The sequence below is a fragment of the Clostridium sp. LIBA-8841 genome, assembly GCF_034439435.1.
Lineage (GTDB): Bacteria > Bacillota > Clostridia > Clostridiales > Clostridiaceae > Sarcina.
The window spans coordinates 705,574-725,231 of sequence record NZ_JAPCKJ010000001.1 but is presented as its reverse complement, the minus strand read 5'-3'; the positions used below and the strand labels follow the sequence as shown (position 1 = coordinate 725,231).

Genomic DNA, 19,658 nt, shown 5'->3' with positions numbered 1-19,658 from the left:
TTGGAGAAATTTGCTGAAGTAATTGTAAATAGTGAGGCTGTTACAATTGATAAGCCTTTTACATATAAGATTAAAGAAGATTTAGTCCATAAGATAGAGGTAGGCCATAGGGTGTTGATTCCTTTTGGAAATGGAAATAAAAAAATTGAAGGTTTTGTTTTAAAAATATTAAATAATGTTGAAAATAAAAATATAAGGTATAAGGCTATATATGCTGTTTGTGATGAAAAACCCTTATTAAGTGAAGATTCTTTAAAACTTATTTACTTTTTAAGAGAAAAGTATTTATGTAAGTATATAGATGCTATAAGAGTTATGATTCCACCTAGAATAATGAGTGGTAATAAAGAAAAAACAAAACAGGTTGTATTATTTAAGGAATATATAGAAGAGTTAAGTGAACCACAGAGAACAGCCTTAGAGTTAATTGAGGAAAAAAGTGGTGGTTTCACAAAGACAGAATGGAATAAGTTTTTCAATGTATCAACATACATGATAAATAAATTAATAGAATTAGGATGTGCTTATATTGAAGAAGTAAGAGTTTCTAGAGAAGACTTAAGAGAGTTTAAGCCTTATCCACCTAAAAGTCTAAATGAAGAACAGATAAAAGCATATGATACTGTTTTAGAAAGTGATAAAAATATTTTTTTATTAAAAGGTGTCACGGGAAGTGGAAAAACTGAAGTTTATATGAACTTAGTTAGCTATATGCTTCTCTTTGAGAAAAGCTCTTTGATTTTAGTACCAGAAATAGCATTAACTCCTCAAATGATTGAAAGATTTAAAGGAAGATTTGGAAAAGATGTAGCAGTCTTTCATAGTAGACTTTCAGATGGAGAGAGGTATGATGAATGGTATAGAGTGAAAAATGACCAGGTTAAGGTTGTTATTGGTGCGAGGTCAGCTATATTTTTACCTTTTAATGATTTAGGCTTAATAGTAGTTGATGAAGAGCATGAAAGTAGTTATAAGTCAGATATGAATCCTAAATATAATACCATAGAGGTTTGTGAGTATTTAAGCTACTTAAAGGATTGTAAGGTAGTTTTAGGATCTGCGACTCCAAGTGTGGTTAGTTATTATAAAGCTCTTAAGGGAATGTATGAGCTTATTGAACTTAAAAATAGAGTTAATAATGGGGAACTTCCTGATGTTTCTATTGTTGACATGAGAGAAGAATTAAGAGCAAACAATAAGACTATGTTTAGTAGAGATTTATATTTGAAAATAAAAGATAGATTAGAGAAAAAAGAACAAATAATTTTGTTTTTAAATAGAAGAGGATTTTCATCTTTTGTTTCTTGTAGAAGTTGTGGATTTGTTTTTAAATGTAACAATTGTGACATATCAATGACTTATCATAATAATGGATACTTAATTTGCCATTATTGTGGAAACACAGCAAGGATGCCTAAAATTTGCCCTAAATGTGGAAGTACCTATGTTAAACATTTTGGAGTAGGTACAGAAAAATTAGAGGCGGCAGTTCATCATTATTTTCCAGAAGCAAAAGTTTTAAGAATGGATGTGGATACAACAAGAAAGAAAAATTCTCATGAGGAAATTTATAATTCTTTTAAAAGTAAAGAGGCTGATATATTAATAGGAACTCAAATGATAGCTAAAGGACTAGATTTCCCAGATGTAACTTTAGTTGGAGTTATGGCAGCAGATATGTCTTTAAATTTACCAGATTATAAGTCAAGTGAAAAAACATTTCAGCTTATAACACAGGTAAGTGGTAGAGCAGGGCGTGGTGATAAAAAAGGAGATGTAATAATACAAAGTTACTCACCTGAACATTATGCTTTAACATGTGCCAAAAATAATGACTATGATGAGTTCTTTAAACGAGAAATAAATATAAGAAAAGTTATGGGATATCCACCTTTTGATGATTTATTCTTAATAAGTTTAAGTGCAAAAGGAGAAATAAAAATAAAGCTCTTTGCAAAAAAATTAGAGAAGTATTTACGTAATATATTAAAAGAATATGATAATATATTTATATACGAGGCATGTCCTTGTTCTATAAGTAAAATAAAAAATGTTTATAGATGGCAAATATTAATCAAAGGAAACTTAGATTTACAGGTATGCAACAAAATAAAAAAAGGGGTTTATGAATTATCTAAAGATGTTTATAATGAGATTAAGATTGGTTTAGATATAAACCCTAATAGTTTAATGTAAGGGAGGAACCTATTTTGGCAATAAGAAACCTAAGATTTAATGATGATGAAATACTAAGAAAAAGATGTAGAGTAGTTGATGATGTTAATGATAGAATAAAAGTTTTAACAGAAGATATGATAGAAACTATGTATGAAAATAATGGCGTTGGATTAGCAGCACCACAAGTTGGAATACTTAAAAGAGTATTTGTTGTAGATGCTATGGATGGAGCAGGTTCTAGAGTGTTTATCAATCCAGAAATTCTAGAAAAGAGTGGAGAGCAAACTGATGAAGAAGGATGCTTAAGCTTACCTGGAAGACATAAACCAGTAAAAAGAGCTAATAAAATAAAGATAAAGTCTTTAGATTCTAATGGAAAAGAGTTTATATTAGACGCTGAAGGCTTCTTAGCAAGAGCTATACAACATGAATATGATCATTTAGATGGAGTGCTTTTTATAGATCATGAACTTTAAGACTGAGGAGGAATAAGACATGAAGATAGTATTTATGGGAACACCAGATTTTGCTGTTCCATCATTAAAGAGTCTAATAGAAGAGTTTGGAGTAGAAGCTGTTTTCACTCAACCAGATAGACCAAAAGGAAGAGGTAAGAAATTAGGGATGTCTCCTGTAAAGGAAGTTGCTTTAGAACATAATATACCAGTTTACCAACCTTTAAGAATAAAAAATGAGCCAGAAACTATAGAAGAATTAAGAAGTATGGAACCAGATTTCATAATAGTAGTAGCTTTTGGTCAAATATTACCTAAGGAAGTTTTAGATATTCCTAAGTTTGGATGTATAAACTTACATGCATCATTACTTCCTAAATTTAGAGGAGCAGCACCTTTAAACTGGAGTATAATTAAGGGAGAAAAGGTAACAGGAAATACAACTATGCTTATGGATGTAGGACTTGATACTGGAGATATGCTTTTAAAGGATGAAGTGGAAATTACAGATAACATGACAGCAGGAGAATTACATGACATCTTAATGGAAAGAGGAGGAGATTTATTAGTTAGAACTATAAAGGGAATAGTTAATAATGAAATAACTCCAGAAAAGCAAAATGAGGAAGAAACTTGTTATGCTTCAATGCTTGATAAAGAAATAGCTAAGATTGATTGGTCTCTTTCAGCTCAGGAAATTCATAATTTAGTTAGAGGATTAAATCCTTGGCCAGTAGCCTTAACTTCATATGATGATGTAACAATGAAAGTCCATCAAACTCGTGTAGAAAAAGGTGACAGTAATAAGGATCCAGGAACTATTATATCTGTAGATAAGACTGGAATTAAGGTAGCGACAGGAAAAGATGTATTAATAATAGAAAAATTACAATTCCCAAATAGTAAGCAACTATTTGTAGAACAATTTATAAATGGAAACTCAGTGGAAATAGGTAAAGTATTAAAATAATTTTAGAAGGTGATGGTATGTTTTATCCGTTTTATTTTGATCCAACATATTTAATTCTTATACCAGCGATTTTAATATCTGCATGGGCCCAATTTAAGGTTTCAAGTACATTTAATAAGTATAGTACAGTTAGAAGTACAAATGGATATACTGGAGCGCAGGTTGCTAGAATTCTTTTAAATAATGCTGGGCTTCAAGATGTAGAAATTCAACAAGTACCAGGAAGATTAAGTGACCATTACGATCCAAGAGCTAAGGTTTTAAGATTATCATCAGATGTTTATGGAAGCTCTTCTGTGGCATCAATAGGAGTGGCTGCTCACGAGGTTGGTCACGCTATACAGGATAAGGAATCTTATGCAGCATTAGTTTTTAGAAATGCTATAGTTCCTGTAGTTAACTTTTCATCTAGTTTATCATGGATATTATTCTTTGTTGGGATATTATTTAGTTATAAAAGTTTGGTGGCTATCGGTATAATATTATTCTCAGCAGTTGTATTATTCCAGTTAGTAACATTACCAGTAGAGTTTAATGCTTCATCAAGAGCTTTAAAACTTTTAGAAGGACAGGGAATACTTTATGATAATGAAGTGAAAGGGGCTAGACAAGTATTAAGTGCAGCCGCATTAACTTATGTAGCAGCAACACTTATGGCTATATTACAATTAGTAAGACTTATAGCTATAAGCAATAGAAATTCAAATGATTAGAGGTTAGAATATGAATGCAAGAAAAATAATAGTAGAAATATTAGACAATGTCTTATTAAATGGAGCATATTCAAATATAGAAATAAATAAGCAATTTGCATCTAATGATATAGATCCAAAAGATAAGGGATTAATAACAGAAGTTGTTTATGGAACAATAAAGTACAAAAAGATGATAGATATAATTCTTTCAAATTTTGTTGCTGATATAGGAAAAATAGATGAAAGCGTAGTAAACATATTAAGAAGTGCTATATACCAAATGAAGTTTTTAGATAGAGTACCTCCATATGCAATAGTTAATGAGGCAGTAAACTTAACTAAGGAAACAGATCCAAATTTAACTAAATTCGTAAATGGAGTTCTTAGAAATTATCTAAGAAATGAAAATAAAAACTTTAAAGTTGGATTAAGAAATAATGAAGCTTTATGTTATGATTTTTCTTTTGACAGATGGATGATAGAAATGTTCACAAAGCAATATGGAAAAGAGGATGCTTTAAGAATACTTAGAGGGCTAAACACAGTTCCATATGTAACAGTTAGAGTAAATACATGTAAAGCTGATTATGATGAGGTTTATGAAAGACTTGAAGAAGAAGGTTATGATATAGAAGAAGGAGCATTTTCACCGGAGGCTATCATAATTAAAAGAGGTAGTGCTATAGAGAAAAATAAACTTTATCAAGAAGGATTAATAACAGTTCAAGACGAAAGTGCTATGCTAGTAGCTCCTTTATTTGATTTAGAGGGTAATGAGCAAGTTATGGATGTATGTAGTGCTCCAGGAACTAAAGCTACTCATATTGCTGAGTTAATGATGAATAAAGGAAAAGTAGTAGCTTTTGATATTCACGACCATAAGTTAGCATTAATACAAGAAAATATAGATAGATTAGGTTTAACTAATGTTGAAGTTGAATTAGGAGATGCTACAAGAATCAATTCTAAGTACATAAATTGGGCTAATAGAATATTATTAGATGTTCCTTGCTCAGGACTTGGAATTATAAGAAAGAAACCAGAAATAAAGTGGAATAAGAAGAATAACGACTTAACAGAGGTTGTTAAGGTTCAAAAAGAAATCTTAAAAAATGCATGGAACTATTTAAGAGAAGGTGGAGAACTAGTTTATTCTACTTGTACTTTAAATAAAAAGGAAAATGAGGAAGTTATAGATTGGTTTGTAGAAAACAATTCAGACTGTGAACTTGAAAAAGTATTCTTAGGTAAAGCAGATAATGTAATATATAATGATAATGGAAGTGTTACAATATTACCTAATAAGTACATGGATGGTTTCTTTATTGCTAAGCTTAAGAAAAAAGTAAAATAATTAGCAAAAAGATGAACATGGAAGGTGAGGCTATATGAAGAACATCTTAGATTTTACATTAGAAGAGTTAAAAGAATGGATGAAAGAAAATGGAGAAAGTGCTTTTAGAGCAAAGCAAATATTTGATTGGATATACAAAAAAGAAGTTTTTAACTTTGAAGATATGAAAAATATTTCAAAGACTCTTATAAGCAAGCTTTCAGAGAATTTTTATATAGGTATCCCTGAAGTTATAGATTCTTTATCATCTAGTGAAGATGGAACTAGGAAGATCCTTTTAGGATTAAATGATGGAAACATAATTGAATGTGTTATTATGAGATATAAATACGGTAATTCAATTTGTGTTTCCACACAAATTGGTTGCAGAATGGGATGTAAGTTTTGTGCATCTACATTAGAAGGTATGGTAAGAAATTTAACTGCGGGAGAAATATTATCAGAAGTTTTAATTGGACAAAAACTTCTAGGAGAAAGAATATCTAATATAGTTTTAATGGGAAGTGGAGAACCATTAGATAACTATGATAATGTTATGAAGTTTTTAGAGCTTGTTAATGCTGATTATGGGTTAAATATAGGGCAAAGACATATAACATTATCTACATGTGGACTTGTGCCGAAAATTCGTGACATGGCAGATAAAGAAATGCAAGTAACTTTAGCGATTTCATTACATGCTGTTTCAGATGAAAAGAGAAGAACAATAATGCCAATAGCTAATAAATATTCAATTAGTGAGATTTTAGATTCTTGTAATTATTATATTGAGAAAACAGGAAGAAGAATAACTTTTGAATATTCTTTAGTTAGCGGAGTAAATGACACTAAGGAAGATGCCAAAAGCTTAGGTAGATTATTAAAGGGCATGCTTTGTCATGTGAATTTAATTCCTGTAAATGAAATAAAGGAAAATGAATTTAAAAAATCTACTAAGAAGAATATAGAAGCATTTTTAAATACTCTTAAAACATATGGAGTAGAAGCTACAGTAAGAAGAGAGATGGGCTCAGACATAGATGCAGCCTGTGGTCAATTAAGAAGAAGTTATATTAAGTCAAAAGGGTTAAAACTGTAGGGGGAAATATTTATGTTAGGATTTGTAACAGATAAAGGTAATGTTAGAGAGTTAAATGAAGATTTTTTATCTTATAGTAGAGAAGATGAATTTTCAATATATGTAGTTGGTGATGGAATGGGTGGACATAATGCTGGAGAAGTGGCTAGTAAAAGAGCTGTAGAAAGCATTATTTGTTTTATAAAAGAAAATTATGGAATAATACCATTGGATAGTCTATTAAAAGATGCAATATTACATGCAAATGCTAAAATATATAATATGAGTCAAGAAAGTACTGGATTATCAGGTATGGGAACAACTATAACAGCTATATTAGAAGTTAAAAATATGGTTTATATTGCTAACGTTGGTGATAGTGCTTGTTTTGGTATTAATGAAAATGGAATTAAAAAATTAACAAAGGATCACTCCTTAGTTCAAGAACTTATTGATAGTGGTTGTATTACAGAAGGAGAAGCTAAAAAGCATCCAAGAAAAAATATAATAACTAGAGCAATAGGAACTAATTCAAATGTTGATGTTGATGTGTTTAAGGTGGATAGACACGAGTATAAAGCATATTTACTTTGCACAGATGGATTAAGCAATGATGTTGATGAAGATGAAATTTGGAAAAAAGTAATAAAAGCTGAAGACTTTCATAATGCATGTAAGGATTTAGTTGAAATGGCTAAAGAAAGAGGAGGACGAGATAATATCACCGTGTTAGTTTTTGGAGGAGAGAAATAGAATGATAGGTAAAATCTTAGGGAATAGGTACGAGTTACTTGAGTGTATAGGTGAAGGCGGCATGTCCTTTGTCTACAAAGCTAGATGTAGAAAACTAAATAGATTCGTAGCTGTAAAAATATTAAAAGATGAATTTAAAAACAATGAAGAAATTGTTAGAAGGTTTAAAAAAGAGGCTACAGCTATTGCAAACTTATCTAATCCAAATGTAGTAAATGTATTAGATGTCGGAACTCAAGAGGATATGAACTACATTGTTATGGAATATATAGAAGGTAAAACTTTAAAGGACATAGTCCAAGAAAAGGGAGCTTTACCTTATGAGGTTGCTATAAGCATAGGAATAAAAGTTGCTAAGGCTCTAGAATGTGCTCATAGAAGTGGAATTATACATAGAGATGTTAAACCACAAAATATTTTAGTTACAGAAGAAGGTGTTGTTAAAGTAACAGACTTTGGAATAGCTAAATCTATGGATTCCTCAACAATAGCTCATACTAATAGTGTTATGGGGTCAGCACATTATTTTTCTCCAGAACAAGCTAAAGGAACTTATACTGATTATAGAACTGATTTATATTCTTTAGGAATAGTTTTATATGAAATGGTTACTGGAGTTGTTCCTTTTAATGGAGACTCACCAGTTACCGTAGCTGTAAAACACATACAGGAGAAAGCAATACCTCCTAAAAATATAAACCCTAATATTCCAGATAGTTTAAATGATTTAATATTAAAGGCTATGGAAAAGGATCCTATTAATAGATATCAAACGGCTAAGGAAATAATAGGTGATTTAGAAAAAATAAAAAACAATCCTGATGTTGTAATATCATCAAAGGCAGGAGCGGATAAAGAACAATTTACAAGAGTTATGTCTCCAGTTGTTGTTCCAGATGCTGATACTAGTAAGCCTGAAGAAGATGAAGATGATGACGATGGTTATGATTATGATGATGAAGATGACGATGATGAAGACGAAAATCAGGAAGTAGCTGAAAATAAAGATAAGAAGCCTGTAACTACAAAGAAAAAGAAGACAAAATCAAAAATACTAATAGTTCTTGCAACTATTTTAGTAATTGTGTTAGGTATATCACTTGGATTCTTAGGTATGAAGAAATTTGTAGAAGGCGGAAAAGAAAAAGATGTAAAAATACCTAATGTTGTTGGCGAAAAGGCAGAAGATGCTAAGAGTCAGTTAGAAGCTTTAGGATTAAAGGTATTAGAGGTTACAGAAGAAAGCGACCAAGAAAAAGGAATTGTATTAAAGGTTGATCCGAGTGTAGATGCTACTGTAAAGAGTGGTAGTGAAGTAAAACTTACTATTAGTGGAGGAGAAAGCCAAATAAAGGTTCCAAATTTAGCAGGAATGGATTTAGATGGCGTTAAGAGTACTTTAAATAATTTAGGGTTAAAACTTGGAGATGTAGGCTATGAATATAGTGATAGTGTTCCAAAGGGACAAATTATATATCAAAGTCCAAATGCTAATGAATCAGTAGATAAGGATTCTAAAGTAAATGTCACTATAAGTAAAGGTAAAGAAATAAAAACAACAACAGTAAATATTCCAGATGTATCTGGAAAAAGTGTGGATGAAGCAAAATCTATCCTAGCTAATGCTGGTGTTGGAGTAAATGCTGTTAAGGGTGATGCTGCTAAGAGTGAAGGTGAGGCTGGTAAAGTTTATAGCCAAAGCCAATCAGGATCTCTTACAATTAAACAAGGGGAAAAATTAACTATAACAATTAATTATTATGGTGATTATGTTCCACCAAAACCAACTGAGCCAAGTGATAATGGTAGCCAAAATAATGGTGGTCAAAATAATGGTGGTCAAAATAATGGTGGTGGCCAGAATAATGGCGGTCAAAATAATGGTGGCGGCCAAAATAATGGTGGAGATCAAAATAATGGTGGTGGCCAAACTAATGGCGGAGATCAAAACCATGATGGAGACAAAACTAATGGTGGAGATTCATCAACTAATCCAAATAATCCAAATCAAACTAGTACAAATGGTCAACATGCAAGTACTAGTACTTCAAATAAAAAATCATAATATAAAATAAAAGGGAGTTAATACTCCCTTTTATTTTATAAATTTTTATAAGTGGGAGAATTTTATTAATTATAAATAGAAATCAGTGTTAGGAGAGAAAGAAGTTAATATATAATGCTTAAGCTTCTTGCATTTTATATTAAAATTTGTTTATTATAAGAATATATACTATTAAAGATAGGGAGGAAATATGGAAGGAATTATAATTAAAGGAATAGGTGGATTCTATTATATAAAAACAGAAGAAGGAATTATCGAGTGTAAGGCTAGAGGAAAGTTTAGATACAATTCATTAAAACCTATGGTAGGTGATAGAGTTACAATAAAAGTAGAGAATGGAAAAGGTGTAATAGAAGAAATACATGAGAGAAGCTCAGAGCTTATAAGACCAACTGTTGCAAACGTAACACAAGCTTTTGTTGTATTTGCAATAAAGAATCCTGATATAAATTTAGATTTATTAAATAGATTTTTAACTCTTTGTGAGTATAATGACATACATGCTGTTGTCTGTTTAAATAAAGAAGATTTATGTACAGAAGAAGAAAAGGAAAAATTAAAAGAATTAATAAATGATATAGGTTATGAGGTTCTCTTCATAAATGCTAAGGCAGGAAAAGGATTTGATGCCTTAAAAGAAAGATTAGCAAATAACATAACAGTTCTTTGTGGTCCCTCTGGAGCAGGAAAATCTACGCTTTTAAATGCTTTTATAGATAGAGATCATATGGAAACTGGAAGTGTAAGTGAGAAAATTGGAAGAGGTAAGCATACTACTAGACATAGTGAACTTATAGATGTAGATAATGGATTTTTAGTGGATACTCCAGGTTTCACTACTTTAGATGTTACTTTTATAGATAGAGACAGTTTAAAGTATTGTTTCCCAGAATTTAATGAGTACAATAACCTTTGTAAATTCAATGGATGTAATCACTATAAAGAGCCTAAGTGTGCTGTAAAAGAAGCAGTTGGAGAGGGTAAAATAAATAAGCTAAGATATGAATTTTATATAAAAACCTTAGAAGAGATAATAAATAGGAGGGGTAATTAATGGTTAAAATAGCACCATCAATATTATCAGCAGATTTCAGTATTTTAGGAGAACAAGTTAAGAGAGTAGAAAAAGGTGGGGCAGAGTTCTTACATATAGATGTAATGGATGGTCATTTTGTTCCCAATATAAGCTTTGGATTTCCAATAATGAAAGCCATAAGAGGACTAAGTAATCTTGTTTTTGACGTTCATTTAATGATAGAGGAACCAGGAAGATACGTAGATGAATTCATAAGTGCAGGAGCAGACTTAATAACTGTACACTATGAAGCAGATAGACATATTGATAGAACAATAAATTATATAAAGAGTAAAGGATGCAAAGCAGGAATAGCTTTAAATCCAGGAACACCAGTTTCAATGCTTCAAAATTTAATATCTTCACTAGATATGGTATTAATAATGTCTGTTAATCCAGGTTTTGGAGGACAAAGTTTTATACCATATAGCTTATACAAGATAAGAGAAGTAAAACAAATGGCTAAAGCATGCGGTAAAGAAGACTTATTAATCCAAGTTGATGGAGGAGTAGGTGCAAATAATATAAAAGAGATAGTAGAAGCAGGAGCTAATGTTTTAGTTGCTGGATCAGCTGTATTTAAAGAAGATAAAATAGAAGAAAACATTAAAGCTTTAAGAGAGGCACTATAATATGAAAGCACTTATAATAGCTGGAGGAGAAAAACCTAGTAAAGAGTTATTAGAAAGTGAGATTAAAAATTGTGACTTATTAATAGCTGCTGACAGAGGGGTTGAGGCTTATTTAGAAAATGGCTTTACTCCAGATTACGCCCTAGGAGATTTTGATTCCATAGGAGAAGAATTTAAGTATATATTAGATAATATAAAGATAGAAAAATTTAATCCAGAAAAAGATAATACTGATACAGAAATTGCATTTTTTAAAGCTGTGGAGCTAGGGGTAACAGAAATTGTTTTTTTAGGGGTTACAGGAACAAGATTAGACCATGTTATGGCTAACTTAGGACTTTTAAGAGAATCTTTAGTAAGAGGCATAGAGGCATATATTATTGATGATAATAATAAAATTTATCTAAAGAATAAAGGGACAACTCTTAAAAAAGAGTTTGGAGCATATATATCTTTTCAAGCATTTGGTTCACCAGTAAACAATTTTTCTATAAAGGGTTCTAAATATGAACTACATAATCATAAACTTTTAATAGGAGATTCATTATGTGTTTCTAATGAGTTTATTGATGAATATATTGAAATATCCTTTGAAAAAGGTGAAGTTTTAGTTATATATTCAAGAGATTAAACACAATTTGAGTTTCTTCTGCATAAAATAAAATGAGAAATAATTTTAAAGGTAGGAGAGAGTTTATGAGAATAATGACTATTAAGTTGCCAAAATTCTTAGCTAAGATAGTTAGGGCTTTTAAGGGTAATAAAAAATCTAATACATAAGATGGAAAAAATAAGGGATAAGTAAGACTTATCCCTTATTTTTGTGCAAAATAAAAATGCAGTTTAATAACTGCATTTTTGCCAAAGATTTCTTATATAGCTCTTTGAACTTTTCCAGATCTTAAGCATCTTGTACAAACGTGAACAGTTTTTGGTGTTCCTTTAACGATTGCTTTAACCTTTTTTATGTTAGGAGCCCAAGTTCTCTTTGATTGTCTGTGTGAGTGACTGTATTGTACTCCAGCGACAACTCCTTTGTTACAAATCTCGCATCTTCTTGCCATTAAAAACACCTCCTTTAAAATGAAGATAAAATCTTCAATAGGACAGATAATATTCTATCATAAGATATACTAATTGTGCAAGTATAATATTAAAATAAATCTTTAAAAATATGTTGCTAAACATATATAGTTCTTGAATAATAAATGTATTTAATATAGAATATAGTATATGTAATAGTTGAGGAGGAATCGCCATGATTGGATATTCAAATGAATATGGAAATGTGTCTTACACTGATGACGTTTTAGCAAAAATTGTTGGGTTATCAACAATGGAATGTTACGGAGTCGTTGGAATGGTTTCTAAGAGCGCTACAGAAGGCCTTTGGGAGTTAATGAGAATAGAAAACTTAACAAAAGGCGTAAAAATAGATAATAAGACTAATAAGTTAACAATAGAAGTATTTGTTATGGTAGAGTATGGTACAAAAATATCTGTAATAGCAAACAATATAATTCAAAAGGTTAAGTACAATGTTGAAAATTATACTGGGCTTAAGGTATCTAGCATAACAGTAAATGTTCAAGCGGTTAGAGTCTAGGAGGTAAAACAGAATGAAATTTAATAAGATAAATGGGGAACACTTGTATTATATGATGAGTAATGCAGCAAATAAGTTAGAGTTACAGAGTGAATATGTAAACTCTCTTAATGTTTTCCCAGTTCCAGATGGAGATACAGGAACAAATATGTCTATGACATTTAGAGCAGCTGTTAAGGAAATTGAAGGAATGAACAGCAAAAATATTGGCGAAGTTTCTAAGAAATTAGCTAAGGGGGCACTTATGGGTGCTAGAGGAAACTCAGGTGTTATTCTTTCACAAATTCTTAGAGGTATCTCAAAAGGGCTTGAAGGAAAAGAAGAAGCTGATGCAAGTGAATTTGCTAATGCACTTTTAGAAGGTAGTAAATCAGCTTATAAGGCTGTAATGAGACCAACAGAGGGAACAATACTTACAATTGTTAGAACTGCTGGAGAAGTGGCTGTAGCTTTAAAAGAAGATGATATAACTGAACTTATGAGAGAAGTCTGCAGAGAAAGTAAAATAATGCTTGATAAAACACCAGAAATGTTACCAGCGTTAAAGAAGGCTAAAGTTGTTGATTCAGGCGGAATGGGATTATTAATAATCCTTCAAGGAATACAAGAAGCTTTAGAAAATGATTTAAAAGTAACTACAGGAACACCTCAAGCTGTTAAATCTTCTGTGGCTAAGGCTCAAAGAAGTGAATCTATGAGTGAGGAAGACATTAAGTTTGGATATTGTACTGAATTCATAATACTAGGTGATGCAACTCATGCAGAAGATTTTAAATCAAAGGTTATAGATAAAGGTGACTCTTTAGTTGTAGTTGGATATGAGGATGTAATTAAAGTCCATATTCATACAAATAATCCAGGAAAAGTTCTTGAAGAAGCAGTTAAATTTGGAGAGCTTTCAAAGATTAAAATTGATAACATGAGAGAAGAGCACAGAGAAATGCTTGAAGGTATGTATGAAGAAGAGGCTGAAACAGAGGAAAGCGTTGCAGCTGAGGAATTTAAAAGATATGCATTTATATCAGTAGCAATGGGTGAAGGTATGAAAAACATATTTAAGGACTTAGGTGTTGACTATGTTATAGAAGGTGGTCAAACTATGAACCCAAGTACTCAGGATATGTTAGCAGCTATTGAAAAATTAAATGCTGAACATATATTTATTTTACCTAATAATAAAAATATAATTATGGCAGCTAACCAAGCAGCTGAGATTTCAGACAAGGATATAAGAGTTATACCAACTAAGACAATTCCTCAAGGAATAACTTGTATAACTATGTTTAATCCAGAGGCTGATGTAGAAGAAAATGTTGAAGAATTAAAAGAAGCCATGGAAATGGTTAAAACAACTTCAGTAACATATGCTGTTAGAGATACTGAAATTGATGGAAAAGAAATCAAAGAAGGTAATATCTTAGGCTTAGTTGAAGGTAAGATAAAAGAAGTTGGAGAAGATCCATATAAAGTAGCTGAAGACTTAATAGATTCTTTAGTTGATGAAGATTCAGAGTTAATCACTATATTCTATGGTAAAGACTGTGAAGAAGAAAAGGTTGATGCCTTAATTGAAAAATTAGAAGAAAAATATGATGACTTAGATGTTCAGTGCTATAATGGAGAGCAGCCATTATACTACTTCATAATGTCAGTAGAATAAATTGAGATTTGATATTTATTAGATAAATTTTAGTTTTTGTTAAAACTAATAGAAATAGAAATCTTATTATGGGGTTATAGCTATATTTTTATGGTTATAATCCTTTAATTTTGCAATTTTACTTTAAAATTTGGCTATGTTTTAAAGTAATATTTTTAAAAAACATGATGTAGAAATTATTAATTAATCGCCATAGTTCTATGGAAATTGGATAGAAAGATTTAGTTGAACTTTTTTATCTGAAGGAGGGGATTAGGATTAACATATATGATGATATAGGATTTATAAAGGGAGTTGGACCTAAGCTTAAAGAAAAACTTAATAAAGTAGGAATATTCACTGTTTTAGATTTACTTTTATATTTTCCTAGAGATTATGAGTTTTTAACTGATGACATAAATCTAAGTGGAGATACAAGTGGTGAAAAAGCTATTTTAAAATGCAGGGTTCAAAGTTATGGAAGTTCTATAAGAACTAGAAATGGAAAAACGCTGACCACTATTAATTTTACATACAATAATTTAAAAGTTGTTGGAAAATGGTTTAATCAGCCTTATATTAAAAGGAATTTCACTTTAGGCAATGAATATAACCTTATGGGGAAATTTAAAAAGGTTGGTAACACTTTAGAGGTTATTAATCCATTAATACCATGTAAGGAAGCTAATAAAAGTGAAATACTACCTATATATACATTGAAAAATGGATTAACTAATAAGGTTATAGTAAAGTTAATAAATGAAATACTTAAGAATATGGTTATAAAAGAAAATTTACCTGATGAAATAGTTAAAAAATATAAACTAATTTCATTAGATGAGGCCATAAGAAGTATTCACTTTCCTGATGGAAGAGTAGAATTACAAAGTGCTATAAATAGATTAAAGTTTCAGGAACTTTTTACTTATTCTTTAAAGATAATAATGATGAAAGCTCACATAAAGAAAGAAAATAGTGGTATAAGTTTTAAAATGAGTCCTCTTCTTAAGGATTTAAAGGAGTCATTACCATATACTTTAACTAATGCACAATCTAGAACTCTTAGAGAAATACTGATGGATCAAAAGAGAAATATTGCTATGAATAGATTGGTGCAAGGGGATGTTGGTTCAGGAAAAACTCTAGTTGCTTTAATATCTATGTTTAATGTATATATGAATGGATATCAAACAGTACTTATGGCACCTACTGAAATTTTAGCTAATCAGCATTATGCTGAAGCTAAGAAATATTTAGATGATTTTGGAGTAGATATAGAGCTTTTAACAGGTAGCACTAAAGAGAAGGAAAAGAAGAGAATAAAAGAAAAAATCGCTTCAGGAAAAGAAATAATGTTAATAGGGACTCATGCAGTTATACAAGATGACGTAGATCTTAATAACTTAGGACTTGTAGTAACAGATGAGCAACATAGATTTGGTGTTGAACAAAGAAGTAAACTTATAAACAAAAATAAGAGAGCAGATGTTTTAGTAATGACAGCAACACCTATTCCAAGAACTCTTTCCTTATATTTATATAGTGATTTGGATATATCTATAATAGATGAACTTCCACCAGGAAGAAAACCAATAGATACTATATTGGTAGATATGAACCATAGAATGAAGGCCTATGAATTTGCCTTAAAGGAAGTTGAAAAGGGAAGACAGTTTTATATAGTTTCTCCTTTAATAGAAGAAAATGAAAAACTGAATTTAAACTCCGTTGAGAAAATTTATGAGGAACTTAATAATGGAATATTTAAAGATATTAGAATTGAGATCTTACATGGCAAAATGTCAGGAAAAGATAAGGATGAAATTATAAACACCTTTAAAAAAGGGGAAATAAAGGGTATAATATCTACAACGGTTATAGAAGTAGGTGTTAATGTACCAAATGCTACAATGATGATTATAGAAAATGCAGAAAGATTCGGGCTAGCACAGCTTCATCAGCTTAGAGGAAGAGTAGGAAGAGGAGAACATAAGTCATCTTGTATTCTTATAGCAAATACTAAAAATGATGTTACTAAAAGAAGGATGGAAATAATGACAGAAAGTTCAGACGGTTTCTATATAGCTGAGGAAGATTTGAAATTAAGAGGTGCAGGAGAAGTCTTTGGTATGAGACAGCACGGAGATGAAGGATTTATCTTGGCAAATGTAGTTGATGATATAAATATATTAAAATGTGCTAATCATGAAGCGAAATTAATCGTAAATAACATAAATGAAGATAATAAAAAACTTTGTACAGAAATAATGAGAGGAATTGAAAGAAATAGTAGATACATTTGTTTCAATTAGTAAATTGTTCAAAAACTAGTAATGTGATAAAATAATTAAGGAAAATCAAAGGAGGACATCAAAAATGAGAATAATAGCAGGAAAAGCAAGAGGAAGAAAACTATTATCACCACCAACACATGAAACAAGACCAACACTAGATAGAGTAAAAGAATCAATGTTTAGCATGATTCAATGGGATATTCCTGATGCAGTAGTTATAGATGTTTTTGCAGGAACAGGAAGTTTAGGATTAGAGGCAGCAAGTAGAGGCGCTAAGGAGTGCTACTTAGTTGATAAAAGTCCAGTAACATTTCCAGTTTTAAAGAAAAATATAGAGTCATTAGGATTCGGAGATTTTTGTCATGCTCTAAACACAGATGCTTATTCTGCATTAAGAAGTTTAGCTTCAAGAGGAAAAGTATTTGATTTAATGTTTATAGATCCTCCATACATGAAAAATCTTATTCCAGAAGCTATAGAGATAATAGAAGAGAAGAACTTACTTCAAGAAGATGGATTAATAGTTACTAAGATAGATTCAAGTGAAGAAATCTTTGAAGGAACTGAAAAGATAAAACTTACAAAGGTTAAAAAATACGGAAATACAACAGTTTGCTTTTATAGAATAGAGGAGGACTAAAATGAGGGTAGGGGTTTATCCAGGAAGTTTTGACCCTATTACTAAAGGACATCTAGACCTTATTGAAAGAGCGGCAAGTAAATTTGATAAGGTCATAGTGGCTGTTCTTATAAACATAAATAAAAAAGGTATGTTTTCTATAGAAGAAAGGGTTAATCTTATAGAGAAATGTGTTGAGAAATACGGTAATGTTGAGGTTAAGAGCTTCAATGGGCTTTTGATTGATTTTGTGAGAGAAGAGAAAGCAGATGTAATAATAAAGGGATTAAGATCAGTAACTGATTTTGAATATGAATTCCAAATGGCACTTATGAATAGAGAATTAGCAAATGAGGTTGAAACCGTATTTATGGTTACAAGCCCTAATTATTCCTATATAAGTTCATCTGCAATAAAGCAAGTTGCAAGTTTTAATGGAGAAATAAAGAACTTCGTTCCGAAGGAAATAGTTGAAGATATAGAAGAAAGGATTAGCATTTTGAGAAGGGAGGGGTAATTATTAACATGGAGTCACAAGTTATTGAAATTTTAGATTACTTAAGAGATACTGTTGACGGGGCTTCTAAAGTACCTATAACTGGTAAGGTTGTTGTTGATAGAAAAGAGGTCATTGAACTTATAGACCAGGTAATTAATTGTCTTCCAGATGAGATTAAGAAAGCACAATGGGTTTTAGGAGAAAAGGAAAGAATCTTGGCTGAAGCTAGAAAAGAGAATGAGAGTGTTAAGCAAGAAACTTACGAAATGATGAAAAAGAGAATTGAAAATCATAATATAGTAAAAGAAGCAGAATTAAGAGCCCAGGAGATAATAGCTAATGCTCAAAGACAAGCAAAAACTATTAGACTAGGCTCAAGAGAATATGCTGATGAAATATTATCTCAATTAGAAAATGAAATAACAAATAAAAGAGAAGACTTTCTTAACCATATGAAAAATAATATGGAGAAATTTGCTATTGGCTTCACTGAAGACTTAGATAAAGCAACAAGTGAAATAAGAAGTAACATTAGGGAATTAAGAGGCGATAAATAGTTTATACAAAATAGCCAATCCTAAGGTTATTCCTATAATAAGTATTAATGGAGAAAGTGTAATTAAGAAAGAACTTTCTATTAAAAATACTGATATATTATTTTTAAATATCATATAGATAAAGAACATTAATACGAAAGAAATTATTCCTTGTAAAACTTTATAAAGAAAGTATTTTAGTATAGACACATTTTCTTTATAAAAGAAAGAAGATGTTTGAGCTATAATTGAAAGTCCACCAAAGGAACTTAAGAATGAAATCAAGGATAATTTGCTTAAAATTGATAAGTTACTAGAAGCAATTATGTTACAGCCGTTTGTAACCTCTATGCCTCCTAGGAATAAGCCATTAAATATATCTTCTGGTATATTTAATAGGGAACTTAAACTTGTTAATGTTCCAGTTGAAACAAATAAGGTTTTTACCATGCTTATTACTACTGAAAACATAATTACGTATCCACATAGGACAAGTATATTTAATGAAGCATCTTCAATAGACTTTTTTATTACTTCTCCTATATTATAGTGGGACTTGCTTTCAGTAATATCTTTACCAGGAAGAGAGATTTTTTTCTCTCTTTTTTTATTTTTAGTTATTATTCCCATAATAACTACTGAAAGATAACTTGGTATTAATAGCAAGTATCCTAAAGTAGAATTACCTAACATGGATGTACCCACAGCACCTAATAAAAATAAAGGACCTATATTAGAAGCAATGTTTAGAAGGTGTAAAAATTCATCATGTCTTATAATACCTTTCTTATATAAATCTGTAGAATATTTTGCTCCTAATGGATATCCACAAAGAAAGCTTGCTACCAAAGCGAAGCTACAAGGATAGCTTAATCCTAGAGGCCTACATAGTATAGGACCCAAAATTTTTGAGTATAGCTTTATTCCATCTAGATTAATTATCATATTACAAATAACCATAAATGGAAACATTGTTGGAAGTACAGAGTAAAAAAATAACTTTGCACCGGCTAAGGATGCTTCCATGGAAAGTTTAGGATTAATTATGAAGTATATTACAGTTAGGGTTAGGAATAGAGAAAAAATAATATTGCTTTTTATCTTCAATAATTTTATTAAAATTATGCTAAGTATTATTATAAGTAAAAATAAAATACTATACATGGTTTCCTCCTTTTGCGAAATCATATATAGTATTTATATTTAAGTACATATAATAATATTATTGTTA

At 30.4% G+C, this 19,658-nt stretch carries 20 protein-coding genes; 18 read left to right on the top strand and 2 right to left on the bottom strand.

Annotated features, from left to right (window positions below; genetic code table 11):
* From priA to spoVM, 12 genes are all read left to right on the top strand, one after another.
* Positions 1 to 2,196 carry a primosomal protein N' gene (gene priA / locus OIF33_RS03040; RefSeq protein WP_322502750.1) on the top strand — a complete coding sequence of 732 codons (2,196 nt, stop codon included), beginning with the start codon at positions 1 to 3 and terminating at the stop codon, positions 2,194 to 2,196.
* Between the two features lie 14 nt (positions 2,197 to 2,210).
* Positions 2,211 to 2,654, top strand: a complete 444-nt coding sequence (gene def / locus OIF33_RS03035; RefSeq protein WP_322502749.1) for a peptide deformylase — start codon at positions 2,211 to 2,213, stop codon at positions 2,652 to 2,654.
* A 19-nt stretch (positions 2,655 to 2,673) separates the two neighbouring features.
* Positions 2,674 to 3,603 (top strand): methionyl-tRNA formyltransferase, encoded by a 930-nt coding sequence (gene fmt / locus OIF33_RS03030; protein WP_322502748.1) that lies wholly within the window; start codon positions 2,674 to 2,676, stop codon positions 3,601 to 3,603.
* Between the two features lie 17 nt (positions 3,604 to 3,620).
* A complete protein-coding gene (locus OIF33_RS03025) occupies positions 3,621 to 4,316 on the top strand; it encodes a zinc metallopeptidase (RefSeq protein WP_322502747.1) in 696 nt (231 codons plus the stop codon).
* Between the two features lie 10 nt (positions 4,317 to 4,326).
* A complete protein-coding gene (gene rsmB, locus OIF33_RS03020) occupies positions 4,327 to 5,652 on the top strand; it encodes a 16S rRNA (cytosine(967)-C(5))-methyltransferase RsmB (protein ID WP_322502746.1) in 1,326 nt (441 codons plus the stop codon).
* Between the two features lie 34 nt (positions 5,653 to 5,686).
* A complete protein-coding gene (gene rlmN, locus OIF33_RS03015) occupies positions 5,687 to 6,730 on the top strand; it encodes a 23S rRNA (adenine(2503)-C(2))-methyltransferase RlmN (protein ID WP_322502745.1) in 1,044 nt (347 codons plus the stop codon).
* A 12-nt stretch (positions 6,731 to 6,742) separates the two neighbouring features.
* Positions 6,743 to 7,462, top strand: a complete 720-nt coding sequence (locus OIF33_RS03010; RefSeq protein WP_322502744.1) for a Stp1/IreP family PP2C-type Ser/Thr phosphatase — start codon at positions 6,743 to 6,745, stop codon at positions 7,460 to 7,462.
* Position 7,463: 1 nt separating this feature from the next.
* A complete protein-coding gene (gene pknB / locus OIF33_RS03005) occupies positions 7,464 to 9,527 on the top strand; it encodes a Stk1 family PASTA domain-containing Ser/Thr kinase (RefSeq protein WP_322502743.1) in 2,064 nt (687 codons plus the stop codon).
* Positions 9,528 to 9,717: 190 nt separating this feature from the next.
* Positions 9,718 to 10,581, top strand: a complete 864-nt coding sequence (gene rsgA, locus OIF33_RS03000) for a ribosome small subunit-dependent GTPase A (protein WP_322502742.1) — start codon at positions 9,718 to 9,720, stop codon at positions 10,579 to 10,581.
* Positions 10,581 to 11,234 carry a ribulose-phosphate 3-epimerase gene (gene rpe / locus OIF33_RS02995; protein WP_322502741.1) on the top strand — a complete coding sequence of 218 codons (654 nt, stop codon included), beginning with the start codon at positions 10,581 to 10,583 and terminating at the stop codon, positions 11,232 to 11,234. Before rsgA ends, rpe begins: the two co-directional genes overlap by 1 nt.
* Before the next feature lies 1 nt (position 11,235).
* Positions 11,236 to 11,865, top strand: a complete 630-nt coding sequence (locus OIF33_RS02990; protein ID WP_322502740.1) for a thiamine diphosphokinase — start codon at positions 11,236 to 11,238, stop codon at positions 11,863 to 11,865.
* A 32-nt stretch (positions 11,866 to 11,897) separates the two neighbouring features.
* Positions 11,898 to 12,014 carry a stage V sporulation protein SpoVM gene (gene spoVM / locus OIF33_RS17085; RefSeq protein WP_416173348.1) on the top strand — a complete coding sequence of 39 codons (117 nt, stop codon included), beginning with the start codon at positions 11,898 to 11,900 and terminating at the stop codon, positions 12,012 to 12,014.
* A gap of 92 nt (positions 12,015 to 12,106) precedes the next feature.
* Here the strand turns inward: spoVM and rpmB are convergent, their stop codons facing one another.
* Positions 12,107 to 12,298 carry a 50S ribosomal protein L28 gene (rpmB, locus tag OIF33_RS02985; protein WP_003458496.1) on the bottom strand — a complete coding sequence of 64 codons (192 nt, stop codon included), beginning with the start codon at positions 12,296 to 12,298 and terminating at the stop codon, positions 12,107 to 12,109.
* 194 nt (positions 12,299 to 12,492) lie between these two features.
* Between rpmB and OIF33_RS02980 the strand changes: the two genes are divergently transcribed.
* The 6 genes from OIF33_RS02980 (at position 12,493) to OIF33_RS02955 (ending at position 18,448) form a co-directional block, all read left to right on the top strand.
* On the top strand, positions 12,493 to 12,840 hold the full coding sequence (locus tag OIF33_RS02980; protein ID WP_322502739.1) for an Asp23/Gls24 family envelope stress response protein: 348 nt from the start codon (positions 12,493 to 12,495) through the stop codon (positions 12,838 to 12,840).
* 13 nt (positions 12,841 to 12,853) lie between these two features.
* Entirely contained in the window at positions 12,854 to 14,500 is a 1,647-nt protein-coding gene (locus OIF33_RS02975) for a DAK2 domain-containing protein (RefSeq protein WP_322502738.1), read from the top strand.
* A gap of 257 nt (positions 14,501 to 14,757) precedes the next feature.
* Positions 14,758 to 16,791, top strand: a complete 2,034-nt coding sequence (gene recG, locus OIF33_RS02970; protein ID WP_322503251.1) for an ATP-dependent DNA helicase RecG — start codon at positions 14,758 to 14,760, stop codon at positions 16,789 to 16,791.
* 64 nt (positions 16,792 to 16,855) lie between these two features.
* Positions 16,856 to 17,413 carry a 16S rRNA (guanine(966)-N(2))-methyltransferase RsmD gene (gene rsmD / locus OIF33_RS02965; RefSeq protein ID WP_322502737.1) on the top strand — a complete coding sequence of 186 codons (558 nt, stop codon included), beginning with the start codon at positions 16,856 to 16,858 and terminating at the stop codon, positions 17,411 to 17,413.
* Between the two features lies 1 nt (position 17,414).
* Positions 17,415 to 17,909, top strand: a complete 495-nt coding sequence (coaD, locus tag OIF33_RS02960) for a pantetheine-phosphate adenylyltransferase (protein ID WP_322502736.1) — start codon at positions 17,415 to 17,417, stop codon at positions 17,907 to 17,909.
* 8 nt (positions 17,910 to 17,917) lie between these two features.
* Positions 17,918 to 18,448 (top strand): ATPase, encoded by a 531-nt coding sequence (locus tag OIF33_RS02955; protein ID WP_322502735.1) that lies wholly within the window; start codon positions 17,918 to 17,920, stop codon positions 18,446 to 18,448.
* Here OIF33_RS02955 and ylbJ read toward each other — a convergent pair.
* Positions 18,431 to 19,591: a sporulation integral membrane protein YlbJ gene (ylbJ, locus tag OIF33_RS02950; protein ID WP_322502734.1), complete on the bottom strand. Its 1,161-nt coding sequence runs from the start codon at positions 19,589 to 19,591 to the stop codon at positions 18,431 to 18,433. The two genes, OIF33_RS02955 and ylbJ, sit on opposite strands and share 18 nt — an antisense overlap.
* Positions 19,592 to 19,658: the final 67 nt, after the last annotated feature.